18 protein-coding genes are annotated in these 22,778 nt (G+C 49.1%); 8 read left to right on the plus strand and 10 right to left on the minus strand.

The window, feature by feature from the left end:
- Window positions 1-65: 65 nt before the first annotated feature.
- The 7 genes from K0H60_RS17955 to K0H60_RS17985 all read right to left on the minus strand — a co-directional run bounded on the left by K0H60_RS17955 (window position 66) and on the right by K0H60_RS17985 (window position 10,110).
- Window positions 66-1,439, minus strand: coding sequence for a DUF4397 domain-containing protein (locus K0H60_RS17955; RefSeq protein WP_220056582.1), 1,374 nt, complete (start codon window positions 1,437-1,439; stop codon window positions 66-68).
- A gap of 468 nt (window positions 1,440-1,907) precedes the next feature.
- Window positions 1,908-2,873 (minus strand): HTH-type transcriptional regulator YidZ, encoded by a 966-nt coding sequence (yidZ, locus tag K0H60_RS17960; RefSeq protein WP_220056583.1) that lies wholly within the window; start codon window positions 2,871-2,873, stop codon window positions 1,908-1,910.
- Window positions 2,848-4,038 carry an MFS transporter gene (locus K0H60_RS17965; protein ID WP_220056584.1) on the minus strand — a complete coding sequence of 397 codons (1,191 nt, stop codon included), beginning with the start codon at window positions 4,036-4,038 and terminating at the stop codon, window positions 2,848-2,850. Before K0H60_RS17965 ends, yidZ begins: the two co-directional genes overlap by 26 nt.
- Before the next feature lie 185 nt (window positions 4,039-4,223).
- Window positions 4,224-7,055 carry a M16 family metallopeptidase gene (locus K0H60_RS17970; protein ID WP_220056585.1) on the minus strand — a complete coding sequence of 944 codons (2,832 nt, stop codon included), beginning with the start codon at window positions 7,053-7,055 and terminating at the stop codon, window positions 4,224-4,226.
- Between the two features lie 204 nt (window positions 7,056-7,259).
- Complete coding sequence (locus tag K0H60_RS17975) at window positions 7,260-7,799, minus strand: imm11 family protein (RefSeq protein WP_220056586.1); 540 nt, start codon at window positions 7,797-7,799, stop codon at window positions 7,260-7,262.
- Between the two features lie 128 nt (window positions 7,800-7,927).
- Complete coding sequence (ssb, locus tag K0H60_RS17980; RefSeq protein ID WP_011718370.1) at window positions 7,928-8,635, minus strand: single-stranded DNA-binding protein; 708 nt, start codon at window positions 8,633-8,635, stop codon at window positions 7,928-7,930.
- A gap of 107 nt (window positions 8,636-8,742) precedes the next feature.
- Window positions 8,743-10,110: an MFS transporter gene (locus K0H60_RS17985; protein ID WP_088210090.1), complete on the minus strand. Its 1,368-nt coding sequence runs from the start codon at window positions 10,108-10,110 to the stop codon at window positions 8,743-8,745.
- 410 nt (window positions 10,111-10,520) lie between these two features.
- Between K0H60_RS17985 and uvrA the strand changes: the two genes are divergently transcribed.
- From uvrA to K0H60_RS18015, 6 genes are all read left to right on the plus strand, one after another.
- The gene (gene uvrA, locus K0H60_RS17990; protein WP_011718372.1) at window positions 10,521-13,373 is read left to right on the plus strand and encodes an excinuclease ABC subunit UvrA; all 2,853 of its coding nucleotides are present in this window, start codon (window positions 10,521-10,523) and stop codon (window positions 13,371-13,373) included.
- A gap of 109 nt (window positions 13,374-13,482) precedes the next feature.
- Window positions 13,483-13,824, plus strand: coding sequence for a hypothetical protein (locus tag K0H60_RS17995; RefSeq protein WP_220056587.1), 342 nt, complete (start codon window positions 13,483-13,485; stop codon window positions 13,822-13,824).
- 83 nt (window positions 13,825-13,907) lie between these two features.
- Window positions 13,908-14,948: a M28 family peptidase gene (locus K0H60_RS18000; RefSeq protein WP_220056588.1), complete on the plus strand. Its 1,041-nt coding sequence runs from the start codon at window positions 13,908-13,910 to the stop codon at window positions 14,946-14,948.
- A gap of 197 nt (window positions 14,949-15,145) precedes the next feature.
- Window positions 15,146-17,005: a DEAD/DEAH box helicase gene (locus K0H60_RS18005; protein WP_011718375.1), complete on the plus strand. Its 1,860-nt coding sequence runs from the start codon at window positions 15,146-15,148 to the stop codon at window positions 17,003-17,005.
- Between the two features lie 167 nt (window positions 17,006-17,172).
- Complete coding sequence (locus tag K0H60_RS18010; RefSeq protein WP_220056589.1) at window positions 17,173-17,328, plus strand: hypothetical protein; 156 nt, start codon at window positions 17,173-17,175, stop codon at window positions 17,326-17,328.
- A gap of 67 nt (window positions 17,329-17,395) precedes the next feature.
- On the plus strand, window positions 17,396-17,767 hold the full coding sequence (locus K0H60_RS18015; RefSeq protein ID WP_220056590.1) for a DUF6677 family protein: 372 nt from the start codon (window positions 17,396-17,398) through the stop codon (window positions 17,765-17,767).
- Between the two features lie 67 nt (window positions 17,768-17,834).
- Here K0H60_RS18015 and K0H60_RS18020 read toward each other — a convergent pair whose 3' ends face one another.
- Window positions 17,835-19,031 (minus strand): MFS transporter, encoded by a 1,197-nt coding sequence (locus K0H60_RS18020; protein WP_220056591.1) that lies wholly within the window; start codon window positions 19,029-19,031, stop codon window positions 17,835-17,837.
- A gap of 182 nt (window positions 19,032-19,213) precedes the next feature.
- Between K0H60_RS18020 and K0H60_RS18025 the strand changes: the two genes are divergently transcribed.
- Window positions 19,214-20,095: a LysR family transcriptional regulator gene (locus tag K0H60_RS18025; protein WP_220056592.1), complete on the plus strand. Its 882-nt coding sequence runs from the start codon at window positions 19,214-19,216 to the stop codon at window positions 20,093-20,095.
- A 132-nt stretch (window positions 20,096-20,227) separates the two neighbouring features.
- Window positions 20,228-21,070, plus strand: a complete 843-nt coding sequence (gene dkgB, locus K0H60_RS18030; RefSeq protein WP_220056593.1) for a 2,5-didehydrogluconate reductase DkgB — start codon at window positions 20,228-20,230, stop codon at window positions 21,068-21,070.
- Between the two features lie 16 nt (window positions 21,071-21,086).
- Here the strand turns inward: dkgB and K0H60_RS18035 are convergent, their stop codons facing one another.
- Window positions 21,087-21,707 carry an HAD family hydrolase gene (locus K0H60_RS18035; RefSeq protein ID WP_220056594.1) on the minus strand — a complete coding sequence of 207 codons (621 nt, stop codon included), beginning with the start codon at window positions 21,705-21,707 and terminating at the stop codon, window positions 21,087-21,089.
- A gap of 8 nt (window positions 21,708-21,715) precedes the next feature.
- Entirely contained in the window at window positions 21,716-22,705 is a 990-nt protein-coding gene (locus K0H60_RS18040; RefSeq protein WP_220056595.1) for a DMT family transporter, read from the minus strand.
- Window positions 22,706-22,778 lie beyond the last annotated feature (73 nt).

The raw sequence follows: 22,778 nt of genomic DNA on the forward strand, positions 1-22,778 counted from the left end.
GCACTACCAAGGTAGTGCTTTTTTATTGCCCAATCTATTGACTGCTTATTGCCCAGCCTAAGCGATTAAAGCTTAACGAGATTATAGCCAAAGCTGGTTGAAGCGTCCTTATTCAGCACCATAGTAACATTATCTTCGTTATTAAAATCCATCATCTCTGATGCATAAACCACGGTTTTAGTGCCATTTTCCACCGCGATCACCTTGATAGAATACTCACCTTTTGGCACCACTAAGGACTGCGGCGCCGTAGGGTTAACCGCACTGATCTTATAGGCTGCAGTTTCGATGGTGTCATTCGCCTTTAAGAAGTACAACGTCAGGTTGCTCTTGTCGGCAAAACTGACGATATCAAACTTAAAGCTGTAGGGACTCGGCGTTTGCGTTTGTTTCATCTCCATCGCCTTCACTTGGCTACCTTCTTCGGTAGTTTGCTCGTAGATGAAGATGGTTTTGATATCGTCCTGATTAAGGGTAATCAACACATTGTCGAGCAATTTGGCTTGGCTAGTATGGTCAAAAACGCTCACGCCAAAGTCATTAAACTCAGCGCCTTGATAGGCAGTCACGCCAAAAGGAGCCACATTGCTAAATAGGGCTTCTTGTTTATTACTCACCACTTTGACATCGACATTGTGCGTTGCCAACCCATTGAATACCCTAAAATCGACACTGCTTTCGAGGGCGACATGATTACGCACATTGGTGGTCGAATCGACGCTATCTAAGCTGATTTTGGCATCCGAAGCACCAAAGCTTTCCCGTAAAACCAACTTATAGGGCACCTTAGTTTTAAAGTTAATGCTTGCCGTGGTGTAGCTCACATTAGTGGTTCCCGCTGGCGCGAGGTAAACCTTGTAATCCCCAGTGTCCAAAATCTGCGGTGTTGAGACCTCACCGTAGGAGACACTGCCAAGCATCACCGCATCGGCAAAGCTTTGGTCGGCTTTAGCAATATAGGCATCGTAGGCGGGCGCATTCATCGCCGTATGGGCGATCAATAATTGCATTTTACTCTTGTCCGCTTCGGCGTTTTGCTTATCGAGTTCAGTACGGGAGTAATTGATATTCAGCAGCGATGGCGAGGCAAAATCCCCATGCAAGACAAAGAAATGGTCTGTCGCGGTTTTTAAATCGATATCCTCTTTATAGAGCGAGATATCCTTGTTCGACGCATCTTTACCCATCACCTCGACGGCACTGACGCCAGGCGTTGAAGTGAACCTTGGCATCGCATCGGCGTAGCTCACGCTCTCATAGGTTTTATCACCAATCTTCAGTGCGGTAGCCGTACTTCCAGCCGAAGCATTGTAAAATTGCACATAGGTATCGGTCTTCGAGGTGTCCTCATCCTTTTTATTATCGGAGCCACCACAAGCGGTCACGCCCAAACAGGCGAAAGTCAAAACCGCGAATCCTTTTAGTTTATTGTTAAGCATCGTATCCCTCATTAGCAGACAAAAAATTCAGTTCAGTCTACGCAGTTATACAATGACAACAATGGCAATTTCCACTCAAAACAAAAACAAATATTTCACAAACTCAATAACTTAACAAACATTTCAATAACGATATCAAAGTTGATACAAATCACATTTTTTAAGCGCTGAATTGATACAAATAATATTGAAGACAAAGGCGGTATCGTCTGATGTGCCTATGTTATTTCAGCATGTGAATTGAATATGCTGTGATGCTAGTGCTGTGATGCTAGCCACTGTTGAGCAATATTTAACCGACCAATCAGGGCTGTCGGCGAACTTTCGATATTGATATCTATAAACGCCTGCTGCATGCCGAGATAGAATTTATCCCCGTCAGCGGCACCAACAATTAATGCTCTCCAAACAACCTTTGTGCCAGCAGTTAGACATTGCTCAATAAAGTAAACACGGTAAATATCAGCTTTAATCCTGCGTCTGTGGCTGGAAAATGGCTTTTATCCTGTTTCGCAGCCAAGTGATTTTGGGGTTATGGCTGTTTCTTTTATGCCAAATTAAGGTAAAAGGAATGGCGAGTTTATCAAGATATTCGCCACTTATCGGGATCGGGCGACTCACTAAATCTGGGTGTAGTTGACGAGCATATTGCTCACAATATTGCGGCGCTACCGCCATCATGCTGTGGTGAGGCTCTGCCGCGACAAACAGTGACTGCTCAAAACTGGCTAAGGTCAGCACTATATTGCGAGTTAACCCAAGTTCGATAAGCACATCATCCAAGGCCCAGGTTTCACTCTTTTCCCACAAGATATTGATATGCGGATATTTAAGAAAAGTGTCTATGTTCCACTCTTCCTGCAAGGCAGGATGATCGCGGCGTAAGTACACCCGAGGGAGATCGGTAAATAAAACCTCAAAATCGATAAAATAAGGCAGTAAATCAAGGGACTCCTTCGAGCGGGGATGACTCTCTCGGCCAGTAAACCCCATATCGGCCTCTCCGCGAATAATGGCCTCGAGCGAATCATAATCCCAATTACGCACCTTCACTTTTGCATCAGGGTAGTGCTGGTAAATGGCCTGCGTTAATTGATTAAGCATAATGAGCGACAAAGGAGACTCAAGCATCAGCTCGAAGCTAAGCCCTTTCGCCATATCATCCCCGCGCTTACCCATGAGCTGTTTGCCCATTTGCAACCAATCAGCTAAGTCCTGCTCCATGCTTTGGGCTAATGGCGTGAGCTGCAATCCTTGAGGCGTTTTAATGAATAACGGATCGTCAAACCAATCGCGCAACTTCGCCAACGATTTACTCACGGTCGATGGCGTAACATTGAGCTTTTTGGCGGCCTTAGATACGCTCCGCTCCTGCGATAACAACTGAAAAGTAAACAACAGATTGAGGTCAAGCCGACTCAGGGATTTGCTCATTCGCTACCATTTCCGACAATTTAGGCACAGCTAATATTAGCGTGATACTTATCAGCGCTCCAACGGCGAGGATAACGAATAATATATTAATCGCACTCACTTCGAGCTGCCCCATCACCCAAATATACAAGGCCGAAGTACAGACTTGGGCTATCCCCAGTAATGAGCTAGCCACCCCAGCCCTCGCCACAAATGGGCTGAGCGCCTGACTCATGGTCACCCCAAATCCAATCGCAAACCCTGAACATACCAAACCAAAACCGAGCAGATTGAATAACTGACCCAGCCAGCCCAATTGGGTCAAGATGAACACAAGCGCTGCTGCGGCAAATAATGTCTGAGAGAACATAATTAGCGATTTTTCTTTAAACTGGTTAAGCAAAAAGGGCGTCGAAAATGAGGCCAGCATACTTACCAATGCAGTCATCGCCATAGTGTTGGAATATTGACCTCGGTCAAACCCCATCTGCCCCATAATCAGCATGGGAGACACATTCACATAGCTTAAAATCGTGGTTACGCCTAAGGTCGTTATAACCACGCGGCTGATAAAAAAGCCTTGTTTAAAGGATTCAGTTTGCACTCTAGGCAAAGTTTGACTGTGAAATGACGCTTTAGAATAAGTCTCACGCAAGACGAACAGACATAGTCCAAACACCAGCAATCCCATTACCGCCATAGTGTAAAACAAACTCGGCCACGGAAACCTAAGCATGATCAAATGCCCAATTACAGGCGCGATCACAGGGATAATACAGGTCACGCCATTCACCATTGAGAGCACTTTAGCGCGGCGCTTATCGTCTAAGACATCACGCAAAATCGCGAACGCGACGACATAACAACACCCCGCCCCGACTCCTTGCACAAAGCGAGCGACTAAAAACAGATCACTGCTTTGCGAGCGCGCCGCAAAATAGGAAGCTAACGCAAACAGTAAGGCGCCAAAGAGCGTGATAGGTTTACGCCCAATCCTATCGGCTAAACTGCCCGCAAACAGCATAGTCGTCGCCATGCCCGCAAGATACACAGAAAACGCAATGTGCAGCTGCGCCTCAGTCGCCCCAAGTTGATTGGCGATTTGTGGCAATCCCACCAAGTACATATCTATCCCTGTCGGGTACATTAGGACTAAACCAAAGCAACATAAAAGATATCGAAACATGACATGAACACCCTGCAAAAAGTTGCGTTTAGCCTAATGTGAGCGCGGCTTAAACGTGAGTGGCATTTTCGACAACAGCGATTTCCAATTGCGACCGAGTGGTATTGCAATGATAAATAAACCAAACCTCCTGTGACACGAGTATCACAGAAGGGAGCTCTTCAAAGGGATTATGATTTAATCGCTCACTGAGCCGTGATGGGTGCAGGTAAGGTTTCGATGGTCAAACGCTTATCATCCTTGAGGTATTTCTGCGCCAATTGGCTTAACTCGGCAGGCGTGATCTGCTGCACCAGAGCCAATCGTTGGTTAAAGCCCGCAAAACGCTCTGGTTGGCTTTGGGCGGTAGAGGCCAAATCTAACCAAAAGTTATTGCTTTGCGGCGCCATCTGCATCCACTCCAACACTGGTTGGCGGGCGCGATTGAGTAAATCCTCACTGATCCCCGAAGGCGTTTTAACCTGCTTAACTGCGGTGGCGTAATACTTAGCCACCTCTGGCAACATGGTCTTAGTTGTCACGCTAAATAAGCCAAGATAACCATAACCCGTTGGGTTTAAGTCACTGTATGAAAATGCCGAGGGTGAATAACTCGCACCGGCTTTTTCGCGAACATTTTCAGTGAGTAGGATGTTTAGTACCTGCTCGAGCAAACCTAACCCCACCAGCTCACGGGGATTGCTCATATCCGTCGTCGGCCATACCTGCGCTAGTGCCGCCATATCGACTTGACCATAATGGGTCAGGCTCATTTGTGCCGGCACTTTGGGAAATACAGGCACAATCGTCTGCCCCTTAGGGATCGGCTGTCGCGCAATGGCTCCTAGGGTTTGTGCAACCTCGGCAATCGCTTTGTCTTCATCAAAATCCCCAACAATCGCCAGCTCAATCGCCCCCTGCTGAACGGCAGAATGGAAGCTAGGCGCGAGTTCAGCAAACTGCCGCTTGAGGATTTCATCAGGATTACCGTAGCCATAACGTTTGTCGCCATTATGGGCAATACGGGCAAACTGATTCGAAAACTCCAGTTGCGGATTGCTATGAATGCTCTGCTGCTCGGCAATCACTTGCTCACGGAATAACTGCTCGGCCTGCTGATCCATCCCCGGGTCGACTAAATAGGCCGTTAGCACGCCTAATTGGGTGCGAAGTTCGGCAGCATTGGTGCTGATCTCGCCGCCAAAACTCTGTTCACGCAGACTCAAGCCCACCGAAATATCTTGGCCAGCAAAAATATCCTGCAAACTGTCCCAATCGTGCAGCCCTAAACCACCCTGCACAAAGGCGCTATTAAACAGGTAAGACAAACCATCTAGCTCGGGGAATGGCACCTCGCCAAAACCGATATTGAGACTCACCAGCGTCATCCCCTGATTAAAGGGGGTAGGTTTTACATTGAGGCGTACACCGTTAGCAAACTCTAGCTTACGAATCCCAGTTGCGGCATCGCGCTGTTCGGCAACAATCTGTCCCGGCTCACCAAATTGGCTATAGGCAAACTCGGCAATGCTCTTGGTTTCGGGTGCTTTTACGGCTTGCTTTCGGCTCGCGTCGTAGGCGGCTAAGAGTTGTTTTTCAACATTTTCAATGGGTTTGTTATTGGTGAGATACAGATAAGGTATCCCTTCCCAAGCCTGTTTAAACGACTGCTGCAGTTTTTGCGGCGTGATACTTGGCATCAGCTTTTCAAACAGCGCCAGTTGCCATGCGGGTTCCACAGGCACACGTCGGCTCGCCACTGTATTCACTAGGCTTTCGGCAATATTGACACTATGGATGGTACTACTGCCAGCGGCACTGAGCTGATAGCCCTTGTGCATCCGCTTAAGCTGTTGGTCAATTTCCTGTTGGCTAAAACCAAATTCCAGCGCCTGACGCAGGGTTTGCTCTAATAGTGCAAGTCCTTGCTGCCAGTTGTTTTCCTGCGTCCCCAAGGTCATTTGCGTGCCGTAGGCAATATCGTATTGCGGGCCGATTTGTAAGCTTACGCCGTATAAGCCTTGGCTGTGTAGCAACTGTGATTCTAGGCGGCGATACAAAATACCATGGGCAAGCTCTAATAAAATCTCCTGCTCACGCAGCGCAATCGTATCTGGCTTAGGGGTTTGCGGTTTTAACAGCCCGAGGGAAACCGAGGTTTGCAGGCTTGGGTCAAAAAATGCCGCCGCCTCAACAGTGGTTTTAGCCTGTACCGTGCCTATGGATTGTGCCTTCACCCCAACAGCCTGCGGCGCGGCTTGCCAGTCGGTAAATTGCTGTTTGATCTTGTGCTCGATACGATCAACATCAATATCCCCCACCACAATTAAGGTGGTGCGGGATGGCGTATAAAAACGCTGATAGAGAGACAATAACTTGTCACGATTCGCATTTTGAATGCTCGTCGCCTCTCCCACAGGAAAGCGCTGCGACAGCAAGGTTTGCGGCATTAAAAAGGTTAACTGATGGCGATAGTTTTCTAAATCGGCGCTACTGCGCTCACGCAGTTCAGACAAGACCACCGCCTTTTCACGCTCGATAAGGGCGGGATCCAGCAACAGATTACTGGCGATTTCGCGCATTAAAAACAAAGCGGTATCGACTTTATCTTGGCTATTGCTCGGTAAATTAAACTGATAAACCGTCTGCTGGAATTCAGTCACCGCATTGGTATCGGCCCCAAAACTTAAACCTAAGCGTTGTAAGGTCGGGATCATCTCCCCCGCCGCGAGTCCGGTAGAGCCATTAAATGCCATATGCTCTAAGAAATGCACTAGACCTTGCTCGGCATCCGTTTCCATCACAGATCCAACATCCACCCGCATACGGACGATAACCGCCTGTTCAGGAGTTTTGTTGTTTACCAACAGATAGTGCAACCCATTAGCCAGGGTGCCTGTGTGTACTCGCGGACTTAAGGGTAAATCGGCCGACTCAGGCCACAGCGGCGCTTCAACCGCCCTTAAGGGGAAGGCCACGCTGATAAATAGCAGCCATAACCACAGGTGTTTAAACTGGATTCGCTTGAAATTATTCATAAAAATTCATTTTCTCCCCCCAATTGGGTTCATTAACCGGAGAAAATGCTTACCTCAGTACTGATAAATTGACTTTTTACTATAGCCGCTAAAATGCTTTAAGTCACAAAATCAATACCTTACACCGTACTAAAAGCAATTATCACTTTGATATTTAGCAAAATATCTTTAGAAATAATTTCATCAAAACCTCGATCTAAATGCCTAGTCCAACGGCAAACACTCCACGCCCCGCAGCGGCTGACACAAGTGATAGCGAGCTTGGTTCACTAGGATATAGCCCAACTTTTCCTGTAAAGAAAATATCGATGGTTCAATCACTTGACTAGCATCAATCACCAAGGAATGGATCTGCAAAAAACGGTGTTGCCCATAGGTGCGATGGCTTATCTGCGATCGGGTAAAATCCACACAGGCATAACGATTAAGCACTTGCATCCCATAAAACTGCCGATTGATATTCCCCTGTGCATCACAAATTTCGGCGGGAATAAATTGAACCGCTTGACCTATAACATCTCGAAATTGCTCAACAAATGCTGCGCTTACCAGCTCAGGCCCAAGGGTGGGTAAAATGTCGTATTGTGTTATCTCATCATCAAGGACATCTACTTCATAGTAAAAGGTGCCAACGCCATTCGATGGTTGAGTCAAGGCGTCAGCATAAGACTGTACATTTCGCTCGCCATACACAAAATACACATCTCGATGGTAAAAACTCTGCAACTCATAAAATCGTTCCATCTTTACATCCTGTAAATAGTTTGAAAGCAACTCAACGTTTTGCTATCTACGGAAAAATTTCAATTAAAACAAAGCCCCGTAAACGGGGCCTTGTTTTTGAATCTTAGCACTATGCTAGATAATCAAGCTTAGAACGGGATATCGTCGTCCCAACCATCATCCAAATCTGGGGTGAAGTTTTGTTGTGGCTGTGGCGCTGGACGTTGTGCTGGTGCCGCTGGTGCTTGATAGGCTGGTGCAGCAGGCTTAGGCGCATAACCACTCTGTTGTGGCTGAGCATGGGATTGCTGTTGCTGGCCATAGCTTTGCTGGGCAGGCTGCTGATTGTAGCCAGATTGTGGTTGCTGTGCAGGTGCTTGGTAACTTTGCTGTGCTGGCGCGTATTGGTTTTGCGCTGGCGCAGTTTGAGCCGGAGCCGCTTGGTAACCCGCGTTTTGTTGCATGCCACCCATAGGTGCACCTTGGCCTTGACCTTGACTTTGGCCTTGATTGCGGCCGCCTAACATTTGCATGCTACCGCTTTGGTCGATAACCACTTCAGTGCTGTAACGATCTTGACCGCTTTGGTCTTTCCACTTACGCGTTTGCAGTTTACCTTCGAGGTAAACCTGTGAACCTTTACGCAGGTACTCACCCGTAATTTCAGCCAACTTGCCAAACAGAACCACACGGTGCCATTCAGTACGCTCTTGCTGTTGACCTTGTTGGTCTTTCCACGATTCGCTGGTCGCTACTGTGATGTTAGCGACTGCGTTACCGTTTGGCATGTAACGTACTTCTGGATCTTGTCCCAAATTGCCAACCAAAATTACCTTGTTAACACCACGACTGGCCATTGAAATCTCCTGCGATTCTTTAAATAATCTATTAATTCAGTATGTTGTTTATAATTGTTGCCGCAAGGGAAAATCCGCTTCCCTAAAACTCGCGGCAATAACACATATTATTGAGCAGAGCCTAACACAGCTCGGGCTTCTCTTAAATCGAAATGCTCGTCAACTTTGAGATAAGCAACTTTCTCGTCTAGCACCACAATCGCTTCGACCACCCCCATCAATTGTGACAACTGCGACGCCATATCCCGCGCTTGGGCTTTGTCTTTCACTTCGGCCTCTAAGGTGTAACTCTTAAGCAGCACAGGATTTTTCATTCCTAGGGTCAATAATAACCAAACACCCATCAATACCAGCGCGACGATAAACACTCCCACGGCGCCGACTAATTGGAACGCACCGCCACCGAGCATACCGCCACAGAAGGCGCCTAAGAATTGGCTGGTCGAATAGACGCCCATGGCCGAGCCTTTTTCACCCACTGGGCAGAATTTCGCAATCAAACTCGGCAGCGACGCCTCTAGGTAGTTAAAGCCGGTAAAAAACAGCAGCACGGCCACGCTCAACACCCAGAGGTTGTTGGCAAAAATCGCCATGGCCGCAAGGGCAAACATCATGATCACTAAAGCAATTTGGAACATCGCCTTAGTATTCTTACGCTTCACCCCGATGATGATTAACGGCACCATCAAGAAGAATGCGCCCACAAATGCGGGGAAATACAGCATCCAATGTTTTTCTTTCACCAGACCCGCATCGACTAAATCGAGCGGCAAGGCGACAAACACTGCGGTTAATACTAAATGCAGAATAAAAATGCCCGCATCGAGCCTAAACAGCTGCGGATCGGTCAGCATACGCTTAAGCTTGGCGGGCGCAGCTAAGGTATCGCCCTTAGGTGCATGGGAAATCGGATTCGGCACTAATAGCTGCACAATCAACATGCCAAGTACGGCAAGGCCTGCAGTTAACAGGAATAAACCCGATAAGCCTAAATGCTGCGCCACAATCGGGCCGACGAGTAACGACAGGGCAAAGGAGCCGCCGATACACATGCCGATAATGGCCATCACCTTAGTGCGCTGCTCATCTCGGGTTAAATCCGCCGCTAAGGCCAACACGGCGGCGGCAATCGCCCCCATACCTTGCACGGCGCGGCCAAATACCACACCGTAAATGGTATCGGCATTGGCGGCAATTAAGCTGCCGATGGCGAACAATACCAATCCAGCGAGGATGACAGGTTTACGACCATACTTGTCGGATAAAATCCCCATAGGGATCTGCAAAACGGCCTGAGTCAAGCCATAGGCACCAATGGCAATCCCCACCCAAAGGGGAGAAAAACCTTCTAAATGCTGACCATAGAGTGCAAAGACGGGCATGATCATAAACAAGCCCATCATACGTAAACCAAATACGCTGGCTAAAGAAAACGCGACTTTTTTCTCGGTTCCTGAAAGTCCGTTGTTACCCATGATTTTGCCCTGGATTGAAGTCTTTTAGGGGGCGCATGTTAACACACCCCAAAGCGTTTGCTCAAAAGGAAAAACCGCCCACGCCAATAGTGTAAAACAGTGGATTTTGCCCCGCGCCAATGCGGATGCTCGCACCTTAGCGTACGCTTAGGCCTTTATTTTTAAGACTTATCTAAAAGCCCATTGGCTACAAATAGTTAACTCGATGCTTACAGAAGTTGGGTAAGTTCAAAGTCGTTATACGGATTAATCTTAGTTAATCCGCTAACTGCATCACCTTTTATCAGCAATACCAGCCCTACAACCGCGCCCAATCGGCATGTCAGCAAGATCACAGAATCGACTAAACTCGGCCGCCGAACTGTGCGATACTTAGGCTCATTTTTTTAAGCATAAGACTTGAGCGATAGATGGATAAGATTGAAATACGCGGCGCACGGACCCACAATCTCAAAAATATCAACCTGACTATCCCAAGGGATAAGTTAATCGTTATCACAGGGTTATCTGGTTCAGGCAAATCTTCCCTAGCATTTGATACTTTATATGCCGAAGGCCAACGACGTTACGTTGAGTCTCTTTCTGCCTATGCCCGCCAATTCTTAAGCTTGATGGAAAAGCCCGATGTTGACCATATCGAAGGTTTGAGCCCGGCGATTTCCATCGAACAAAAATCGACGTCCCATAATCCGCGCTCCACCGTCGGGACGATCACCGAAATTTACGACTATCTGCGTCTGTTGTTTGCGCGCGTGGGTGAACCACGCTGTCCGACTCACGGTCAACCGCTTGCGGCGCAAACCGTGAGCCAGATGGTCGATAAAGTGTTAGAAATGCCCGAAGACAGCCGCTTAATGCTGCTGGCGCCCGTGGTCAACGGTCGTAAGGGTGAGCACGTAAAATTACTCGAGGGCTTATCGGCGCAGGGTTATATCCGTGCCCGAATCGACGGCGAAGTCTGCGACTTAACCGATCCACCAGCACTCGACTTACACGTTAAGCACACCATCGAAGTGGTGGTCGATCGCTTTAAAGTCCGCAGCGATATTCAGCAGCGTCTCGCCGAATCCTTTGAAACCGCGCTCGAACTCTCCGGCGGGATTGCCGTAGTCGCCAGCATGGATGAAGGCACCACGGAAGAATTAATCTTCTCGGCAAACTTTGCCTGTCCGCACTGCGGTTATTCGATGGCGGAACTCGAGCCACGGATTTTCTCCTTTAACAACCCGGCCGGCGCTTGCCCCACCTGTGATGGTTTAGGGGTACAACAATTTTTCGACCCCGACAGAGTGATCACTAATCCTGAGTTATCCCTTGCGGGTGGCGCGATTCGCGGCTGGGATAGACGTAACTTCTATTACTTCCAGATGCTGAGTTCGCTCGCCGACCACTATAAGTTCGATGTCGAAGTCCCCTTCGAACAGCTGTCGGATAAGGTGAGAAAAATCGTCCTCTACGGCTCAGGCAAAGACAGCATCGCCTTCAAATACATCAATGACCGTGGCGATGTGGTGGTGCGTAACCACCCCTTCGAAGGCATCTTAAATAATATGGACAGGCGCTACCGCGAGACCGAAAGTAACGCGGTGCGCGAAGAATTAGCCAAGTTTATCAACACTCAAGCCTGCCAAAGCTGTGGCGGCTCACGCCTACGTGAAGAAGCCCGTAACGTGTTTATTGGCGATCTTAACCTGCCGAAACTTACCGTTTGGTCGATAGGTGAAGCCCTCGAATACTTCGACAAACTCGAATTCAGCGGCCAAAAGGCACAGATCGCCGAGAAGGTACTGAAGGAAGTGCGCGATCGCTTAGGCTTCCTCGTTAACGTCGGCCTCAACTATTTAAGCCTGTCACGCTCGGCAGAAACCCTCTCAGGCGGTGAAGCACAGCGTATTCGTCTCGCCAGCCAAATCGGCGCAGGCCTCGTCGGTGTGATGTATGTGCTCGACGAGCCATCTATCGGCTTGCACCAACGGGATAACGAGCGGTTATTGCAGACCTTAATCCACCTGCGGGATTTAGGTAATACAGTGATCGTGGTTGAGCACGATGAAGATGCGATTCGCATCGCGGATCATATTATCGATATCGGCCCCGGCGCTGGCGTACACGGCGGCGAAGTGATTTGCGACGGCCCGATTGAGAAAATTGTCGCTTGCGACGAGTCCGTCACTGGCCAATATATTTCGGGCAAACGCAATATCCATATCAGCACACCACGTACGCCTTACGATCCAAAACAAGTGATTGAGCTTTACGGCGCCCGCGGCAATAACCTGCGCAATGTCGACTTAACGGTTCCGGTAGGCCTGTTTACCTGCGTGACCGGGGTATCAGGCTCGGGCAAATCGACCCTGATTAACGATACCTTCTTTAGAATTGCCCATAAGCAACTCAACGGTGCTACGGTCGATGAGCCCGCGCCCTACGATCGCATTGTCGGCATGGAGCAGTGCGATAAAGTGGTCGATATCGACCAAAGCCCGATTGGCCGCACACCGCGCTCTAACCCCGCCACTTATACTGGCATCTTTACGCCTATCAGGGAGATTTTTGCCGCGACGCAGGAATCCCGCACCCGTGGTTATCAGGTGGGCCGCTTCTCCTTTAACGTGAAAGGCGGTCGCTGTGAGGCCTGTCAGGGCGATGGCTTAATTAAGGTCGAAATGCACTTCCTGCCCGATGTGTATGTGCCCTGCGACGCCTGTAAGGGTAAACGCTATAACCGCGAAACCTTAGAGGTACGCTACAAAGGCAAGAACATCCACGAAGTGCTGCAAATGACAGTGGAAGATGCGCGGGAATTTTTCGATGCCGTGCCAGCCATTGCCCGTAAACTGCAAACACTGATGGATGTAGGTTTGTCCTACGTGCGTCTAGGCCAGAGTGCGACCACACTGTCAGGCGGTGAAGCGCAAAGGGTGAAACTCGCCAAGGAACTCTCTAAGCGCGATACGGGTAAGACCTTGTATATTCTGGATGAACCGACAACGGGCTTACACTTTGCCGATATCCAATTGCTGCTCGATGTACTGCATCGCCTCAAATCCCACGGTAATACTATCGTGGTGATTGAGCATAACTTGGATGTGATTAAAACCGCAGACTGGATTATCGACTTAGGTCCAGAAGGCGGCGGTGGCGGCGGTACTATCCTAGCAACTGGTACGCCAGAAGACGTGGCGCAGCATCCGACATCCCATACCGCGCGCTTCTTAAAGCCGCTACTGGAGCGGGATGCTAAGCTAGCCAAGCAGTCATAATGTTAAGTGTCAACAGCGCCTTGGGCATCACCAAGGCGCTGTGATTACACCCTATTGCTGTATAGAACCATCCTAGGTCGGCCATTCGCCGTTATCAATAGAGGAGAACATGTTGCCAACGCATCGCCCGAGTTTGACGAGCTTAAGTCGCGCTAATGTATTGCTGATTGCCTGCTTAGGGTTAACGCTTGTGGCGCTGGTTATTGCCGCTGTCGATCCGCTTATCGGTCAACCCACACGTTTACAAGTGACAGTGTTAGACAGCTCAGCCAATAGCAGCCTGCTCGCCTTGCCCGATGGCCGGATCACCACCTTAGATCAAGGCGGACTCACCAAAAACGCCCAAGTCACTATTTGCTCACGAACCCGTTTGGTCTCTGGCTTAGAGCACTTTCATTTAAGCCGTCATCAAGAGGCGACACTCTCCCCCGAGATCCGCGTCCTAGACTGATTCAGCATTACGGCCAATGCAGCCAAGCTAAATCCCTGTTAGGCTTAGGATTGATCATCCTATTGCCAATTTTAAGGATCGCCATGGGCAATTTGGCGCACCCATTCACAGCAATCACTCGCCCCCAGCCTCACCGCATAGGCTTGAGCTTATTGCGCTTGTTTATCCTTAGCTTATGTTTAAGCCTTGCCGCCTGTTCCAATCAACCCGCCGAATACACTTGCTCACCTGAGGCAATTCGATTGAATTGGGCCGAACCAGAAGCTCTTAAGCAAACAGTAGCAATCCTCAGCGCCGCAGAATTAATGGGGCGTAAAACCCAAACCGAAGGCGCCGCCAAGACACGCGACTATCTGCACAGCCAGTATCAACAACTTGGGCTCAATCCTTGGGGAGATACTTTCGAGGTACCCTTCGAATATGCCACGCTTTTTAGCCAAGAGACGGGAAGCAATATGGTGGCGTTAATCCCCGCACACCAATCCACTCATCGATGGCGCATTGTGGTGGCTCACTACGATCATCTCGGTATGAGTGGCAGCAAAATTTACCACGGCGCCGATGATAACGCCTCAGGTGTTGCCGCCCTGTTGGCTCTCGCCGCCCACTGGCAAGCGCAGCTAAGCGCCGCCCCCGATTCGCTGCCCAACATTAACTTAATGTTTGTCGCCACCGATGCCGAAGAGCCAGGGTTGTTTGGCAGTACGGCACTCGTTCAGCAACTCAAGCAACGCATGCCCGAGGCGCAATTTGAACTGATGCTCAATCTCGATATGATTGGCCACCCGAGCCGCCCCTACGCCATTTACCTCGAGGGTAGCCGCAACTTCTATCAGTTTCAGCAATTTAGACCGATGCTAAACGCGAATAATCGCCTCTGCATTAAGTTAAGCCATCCCAAACCCGTGGGACGAAGCATCCAGAGCACAGATTGGCTCAGAGCCTCGGATCATTATCCTTTCCATAAAGCTAAGATCCCTTGGCTCTATTTTGGCGTCCCGACTCATCCGCAATATCACACCCCGGAAGATACCCCCGACACTTTGGATTATGTGTTTCTCGCGGCGGTGACGGAATCCGCCTTCGAAATCCTACGACTCCATGGCGGCTTTTTGAAAAATTAAGCGAAGTGGCGCGTTTCTTGCTCAGTTTTGGCAAAAAAATCCACGCAAAACCCTGTATTTATCCGAGAGTCACTTGGTAAAGCGGCTAAAATGCTGCTATAATCTGGCGTTTTCGGTGCGGGAAATCGACACGGGGTTGATTTTCTGTCTGTGAAACTTAAGCGCCAATCCGGGCGCATCCACAAGGCTACAACCCAATGTCATCCAGTGAAAGAACTTTCCGTGAACTCGGCTTGTCCGAGAATTTGTTGCGTGCTCTTGACGAGCTAGGTTACGAAAACCCAACGCCAATCCAATCAGCCAGTATCGACCCATTAATGGCTGGCAAAGATATTTTAGGTCAGGCACAAACAGGTACAGGTAAAACTGGCGCCTTCGCCCTGCCCCTGCTCAACAAAGTGACCAGCCAAGCTGTTCCACAAATCTTAGTATTAGCGCCAACCCGCGAATTAGCGGTGCAAGTAGCAGAAGCTTTCAGCAGCTACGCGAAATTTATGAAAGGTTTCCATGTACTGCCAATCTATGGCGGTCAGAGCATGCATCAGCAATTAAACGCCCTGAAGCGTGGCCCACAAGTTATCGTGGGTACACCGGGCCGTGTTATGGACCATATGCGCCGTGGCACCTTAAAGCTGGAAACCCTGCAAGCGCTGGTTCTCGACGAAGCCGACGAAATGTTAAAAATGGGCTTTATCGACGATATCGAATGGATTCTGGAACACACACCAGAGCAGCGTCAACTGGCACTGTTCTCGGCTACTATGCCAGAACAAATCAAGCGTGTTGCTAACAAGCATTTAAAAGATGCGACTAACATCAGCATCGCTGCGAGCCACACCACAGTTGACTCTATCGAGCAACGTTTCGTGCAAGTGTCTCAGCACAACAAGTTAGAAGCCTTAGTACGCGTATTAGAAGTTGAAAATACCGAAGGTATCATCATCTTCGTTCGTACCCGTAACTCATGCGTTGAATTAGCAGAAAAACTCGAAGCCCGCGGCTACGCATCATCACCACTGCACGGTGATATGAACCAGCAAGCCCGTGAGCGCGCGGTTGAACAGCTGAAAAGCGGTAAGTTAGACATTCTGATCGCGACCGACGTTGCGGCCCGTGGTCTGGACGTTGAGCGTATCGGCCACGTAGTGAACTACGATATCCCTTACGATACTGAAGCTTACGTACACCGTATCGGTCGTACTGGCCGTGCTGGCCGTACAGGTATGGCGATTCTGTTCGTCACCAGCCGTGAAATGCGTATGCTGCGCACCATCGAGCGCGCAACTAACAGCCGTATTTCGCCAATGAAAGTGCCAAGCCCAGAGACAGTTGCAGAGCGTCGTCTGTCTCGCTTAGGTGAGCAGTTAGCGCAAACCATGACTCAAGATCTGGACTTTATGCGCGAAGCGGTTGCCCAGTTATGTCAACAACTGGAAGTGGATACCGATCTGCTGGCTGCAGCCCTGCTGCACCAAGTACAGCAAGAGCGCCCACTGCAATTACCTGCGATTCAAGAACGTACTCGTGATGAGCGCAGTGAACGTGGTGCTGAACGTGGCGAGCGCGGTGAACGTCGTAGCCGTGAATCACGTCCAATGCCAGCAAGCCTTGGTAGTGCTGAAGCGTTAAAAGATAACCCAGATCTGAAGATGTGCCGTTACGTTATCGACGTAGGTCGTGACAATGGCGTGGGTGTGGGCAACATCGTTGGCGCTATTGCAAACGAAGCTAACATCGACAGCCGTTACATTGGTGCTATCCAGTTATACGACGCGGTGACTACCGTTGACCTGCCAGACGGCATGCCAAAAGAAGTGCTGCAACACCTGAAGAAAGTGCGCGTATGTGGCAAGCCACTGAACATCCGTGAAGCTGGCGATCAAGTATTTGTAGACTCTGGCCGTGGCGCACGTAGCGACCGTCGTCCACGTGGTGACCGTCCAATGGGCGAGCGTAAACCACGTTCAGCCTCTGGTGACAAGCCGTTTGCTGACCGCAAACCACGTTCGGACAAGCCTGCAGGCGAGCGTAGACCACGTAAACCACGCGAAGAGTAATCGCCAAACCTAAGCCATTAGGTTAAGCAGATTTAAACAAACGCATTAAAAAGGAGCCTAGGCTCCTTTTTTGTTGTCTTAAAATCGCTCCCGCTCAAACTTCACTGGCCAGTTGATATTTCGAGCAGGTATAGTCAGTCGATGGATGCCTAAGTTAAGGACATTAAATGGATTTTTTAGTACTGATAGCCGACCTATTTAACCCAACACTTCCAGCACTGGCTAACTCATGCCGCCAAGATAAAACCTTATTAATTATGGTCCTGGTCGGTTGTACTCTGTTTGCCAGCTTTATTGGAATGTTAGTCGCCATGGCAAATTAACTTGCACTTAAGCCAATAGGTCTATTAGTGTCGCCTTAGTCTTTGGCAACACAGTTAGTGTATTTCGATGAAAAAAGCCCTTACCGCAGGCCTGTTATCCGCCTTTGTCGCCCCCGGCAGCGGCCACTTTTACCTTAAACATAAACGTTCGGCGCTGGTGTTTTTCTGCTTAGCTGTCATCAGCCTTGTGCTGCTACTTATGCAAATCTATCAAGTGGCACAAGTGATCGCCTTGGAGATCCAAAATGGCACCTTACCCCTAGATGTCGGGGTGATATCCGCCGAAATCACCCAACAAACCCAAAGCACAATGGCCAATGCCAATGAACTGCTCTATGGCTTTTTGCTCTGCTGGTTAGTGGCATTGCTCGACAGTATTCGCCTTGGGCTCAAGCAAGATAAACAAGATGCCTTAACTACGAATACAGCAGGGTATTAGATTCACTAGATACTTTAATGGGCTTGCAAGCACTGTGTGGCCAGCAAACCCATATTGCAACGATAACCTATTGCTTAACACCATCGACTGACGTATCAACAGCCTCAGTTCGAGTATCCAAATAGCCACTCAGGCGAGTTAGTAGCAGCGCCGCAATCACCACTAGCGCACCAATCAATGGGGTTTGCATTAATCCCATCTGCTCGACAATCAGTCCGCCGCCCCAAGCACCTAAGGCAATCCCTATGTTGAAGGCGGCTATATTGAGTCCCGAGGCCACATCTACTGCGGTTGGAGCATAGGTTTCAGCCAGTTTGACAACATAGACCTGTAATCCAGGGACATTACCAAAGGCGAAAGCGCCCCAAACGAGTATGGTTAACACAGCGGTAATAGGGTTTAACGCCGTAAAGTGGAAGATAAACAGCACTGCGGCTAACCCTGTAAAAATATAAGTTAGCGCTTTGATTGGCCCCATGTTATCGGCCATCTTACCGCCCCAGATGTTGCCTATAGCGACCGAGACACCATACACCAACATGATCCCCCCTATCGCACTCGCATCGAAACCACTGATCTGCTGTAAAATCGGTGCGAGAAAGGTAAAGGCAACAAAAGTACCGCCATACCCAATTGCTGTAATGGCAAATACCAACAGCAGCCTTGGCTCGGTCAACACTTTCGCTTGGGTCAGTAAACTGGCTGCACGGGTCTGCTTAAGGTTGTTCGGCACTAAGAATGCACTGCCTATCAGGGCGATAAGGCCAAGCAAAGCAACGACTAAAAAGGTCGACTGCCAACCAAGACTCTGGCCAATATAAGTCCCTAGGGGCACACCAGTTACCAGTGCGACGGTCAGTCCTGTAAACATAATCGCAATGGCGCTGGCCGCTTTTTCCTTTGGTACCAGTCCTGTGGCAATGGTTGAGCCAATCGAAAAGAACACCCCATGGGCTAAACCAGTGATTACCCGCGCCGCGATGAGAGTTTCATAACTCGGGGCTTGCCACGCGAGCACATTTCCCGCAACGAATAGCGTCATTACCGCCAACAACACATGTTTACGATTCCAATGCCCCGTTAACGCCGTTAATACTGGGGCGCCGACGGCTACCCCAAGGGCATAGAGGCTCACTAATAATCCCGCCGAGGGGAGAGAAACCTGTAAATCCTGCGCCATTGTGGGAATTAACCCCACGATGACAAACTCTGTTGTTCCAATAGCAAAGGCGCTGAGCGTCAATGCAAGTAAAGCTAAAGGCATGATGGCGTCCATCCTGTATTAAACGAGCGACAAGCTCGATAAGGGCTAATAGAGCTGAAGTTAAACCAGCTCGCTTAACTTCAGATGGCGCTATCTTGACGATAAAGTTTATTGTCAAAAAGAGTGATTTTTACAAATGATTTTTGCTATAAACGTGACTAATTACCTCGTTGGAGACTGACATGCTGACTCGCTCAGATGACTTACAGATACTGCTCACAGTGGTTGATAGTGGTGGATTTTCCGCAGCGGCCGAAGCGCTCGATATTCAAGTCGCGAGGGTTTCAAGAGCCGTGACCAAACTAGAGAGCCAACTACAAGTTACCCTACTCAACCGCACCACTCGACGAGTCGAATTAACCAATGAGGGACGCCTGTTTGTCGATGCAGTTAGGCTTGGGCTGCAAACCATACAGTTAGCAGAAGAAGAGCTTATGAGCCGCGGGGAGCAACCTAAGGGTAAGCTTAGAGTCGATGCCGCCAGCCCTTTTGTGCTACATCAAATAGTCCCCTTAGTGCATGAGTTTAAAAAGCTTTATCCTGAGATAGAGCTAGAACTCACCTCGAATGAAGGCTTTGTAGACTTGATTGAAAAGCGTACCGATGTGGCGATTCGTATCGGAAAACTCACCGACTCAACCCTGCACGCTAGGCCCTTAGGCAAGAGTAAACTGCATATCGTCGCCTCTAAGGAATACCTCGCAAAACGCGGTTTACCTAAAAGCGTCAGCGAGCTAAACCACCATAGTCTTATCGGTTTTACGGGCGCTAAGGTCTTGAATCAATGGCCACTCAAAGGATTGGAGCAAATCGTCCCCACTATGCGGGCAAGCAATGGCGAAACCGTGCGTCAATTAACCCTCGCGGGTAACGGCATCGCCTGCCTATCTGGGTTTATGGTCAGCGATGATATTGCTAGCGGGCGTTTATTGCCTTTACTGGAAAACGAGCGAGTCGCAAACATAGAGCGGGAACAAGTCAATGCCGTTTACTACAAGGCCTCAACCGTAGCTCGGCGGATCTCCGCCTTTATCGATTTTATTCAACCTCGGCTAACCCTATAAATATGCATGTGATTAGGGCGTTAAGTGCAGTCGATTGTTGCGGTAATAGCAAAAATCATTTGTGCTTTAGCCTCTTTATCGACAAAGCACGATCGGCGACAGTTACCCCATCCACAGAATAAGGGGAAGAATATGACTCAAACCAATGCGACAACATCTAACCAAGCGCCTATGACGGCTATGCCGATGCTGGGCACAGGAACATTCAGGCTTAAAGATAAAGCTGCGTTCGATGCAGTGTTGATGGCACTGGAAGAAGGTTCACGTCATATCGATACGGCGCAGATTTATGGCAATGAACAAGCGGTCGGGGATGCGATTAACGCCTCAGGGATCCCACGTGAAGAACTGTTTATCACAACCAAAGTGTGGACTGAGAACCTGACCAAGGAACGCTTTGAGACTAGTGTTGTCGATAGCCTAACGGCGCTACAAACTGAGTATCTTGATTTGTTACTCATTCATTGGCCATTGAACAGCGATGAGCCGAGTATGGTCGAGTATCTCTCAGAGCTGAAAGCAGTATTAGATAAAGGCTTGACTCGTCGCATTGGCGTATCAAACTTTACCAATGCACAACTCGCGCAAGCAATTGCCATCTTAGGCGAAGGTGTTATTTATACCAATCAAGTAGAAGTGCATCCCTATCTCATCAATCGCAAAGTGACGGATTTTTGCAGACAACACAATGTATTAGTAACTGGGTACATGCCATTTGCCTATGGCGCAGTGTTGCAGGATGAAACCATAGTCAACTTAGCATCAGTGCATCAAGCCACTCCCGCACAAATTGTGTTGGCCTGGTTACGACAATTAGGTTTTGCCACCATTCCCTCCTCAACCAAAAGAGACAATGTTCGCAGCAACTTAACGGCCGCAAGCATTAACTTAACGCCAGCAGAAATCGAGCAAATTAATCAGCTGGATCGCAATCATAGGGTCGCAAATCCTGACTTTGCCCCACATTGGGATTAATTCGGGCACACCATAGTTAGCCTTTAGTTTCTAATGCCCAAGCGTCGATAAAGCTTTGATAATTGGCGATAAGCAAATCCGCCGCTTGGGCATAGTCGGGCACCTCTTCTGGGCAATAGAGGGCGCAGCGGCTACCAGCATTCTGCGCAGTTTGCAGATCGAATAGATAATCCCCCACATACAAGATATCCGCCGGATTCAACTGCCATTGCTCGCAAATTAAGTGGATCCCCTGCGGGTGAGGTTTAGGCTCGGCATCGTAACGGGTCAGCACTAAAGGGATATCAATACCGAGTTTTTCGATGGTGATTTTGGCCGCCTCGGGCATATTGCGGGTCAAAATCGCCAGCGGCAGTTGCCGCGTCTTTAAAAACGCAATCAACGCCTGCGCACCTTCAATCCAGCTCGCCTGACGCGAACTTTCTAGCTCATAGTCATGGACAATTTCCAGCGCCTGCATCTTGGCCATTGTGGTGTCGAGGCTATGTATATGCTCGAGAATATCGGTACCAGAGCCAATACCTAATGCCGCCCTTAAGCCTTTAAAATCGGGGTTTGAATGGGCAAGCGTGCCGTCGAGGTCGAAAATCACCCCGCGGATCTGTTCAAGTTGAATATCGGTCAGGCGTGTGATCACTCGGGTACCTATTCAGTGGTCTGTGAAGCGGGTTGCAAACGTCGGGCGCGGCGCTGGCGATACATGGGCAGTAACTGCACCACCATCACTGACACAATAATCACACCTATGCCTAATAGCGATAGCGCATCTAATTTATCGGCCTTAAATACATCTGGCCACCAACCAATACTCACCACTAATGCTGTGGCACTAAAGCTAAATACCGGCGTTAACGCCAGCATGGCGCTCACCTGTGCCGTCGGCCAGTACTTCATCGATTGTCCGAAGCAACCGTAGGCAATCAAGGTATTGGCGGCGCAAAACAGCGCCACTTGCCAGTCAAAGCTATCCATTTGTGCAAATTGGCTAAAGTCGCTAAAGGGCGCCATCGCAAAGATCCCTAAGGCATAGATAACTAAGAGTACGTTGGCGGGGGACAAACGGTTCAACAGTGACTTTTGAAGTAATGCATAGGTAGTCCATGACAATGCTGAAAACTGCACTATCATCACCCCAAGCCAGATCTCATGGTTATCGGTGGCGGAAAAATCTAAATAGGGATGGAAAAACATCAACATCCCTAAAGCTAAGCTAGCAAAACAACTGAGCTGCACCGCATTCAAGCGTTCTTTAAAAAACAATACGCCGCCAAAGGCGAGGAAAAATGGCGAGGTTTGAAAATTAAGCTGCGCCGCCCCCGGCGCCAGATAATCGAGGGAATACACGAATGACACATAGTTAAGCATTAAAAACAGTCCGGCGAGGATAAGCCTGAGCCAAACCTTGGCATCGAGCGCTGCAAACTGTTTCAAACTCCCCGCACTCCACTGCACCAAAATACTGACAAGGAGCGCCACTAAAAAACGGAACCAAGTCAAAGTCACAGGATCGATAAAACTCCCCGACAGCTTAAGCGCTATGGGTAACATGCCCCAAAACAGCACGGCAACAGAAATAAACAACAATCCTAATTGAGCATGATTAGTTGCCAAGGATCCAGAATGGCTTTGATTCACGGAAAAGTCCCAGTAGTACCGCAGAAAGGAACGCCATTCTGGCACCGCGGCGCGCTAAGATCTAGCCTAAAAA

The sequence above is a fragment of the Shewanella mangrovisoli genome, assembly GCF_019457635.1.
In the GTDB taxonomy this organism is placed as follows: domain Bacteria; phylum Pseudomonadota; class Gammaproteobacteria; order Enterobacterales; family Shewanellaceae; genus Shewanella; species Shewanella mangrovisoli.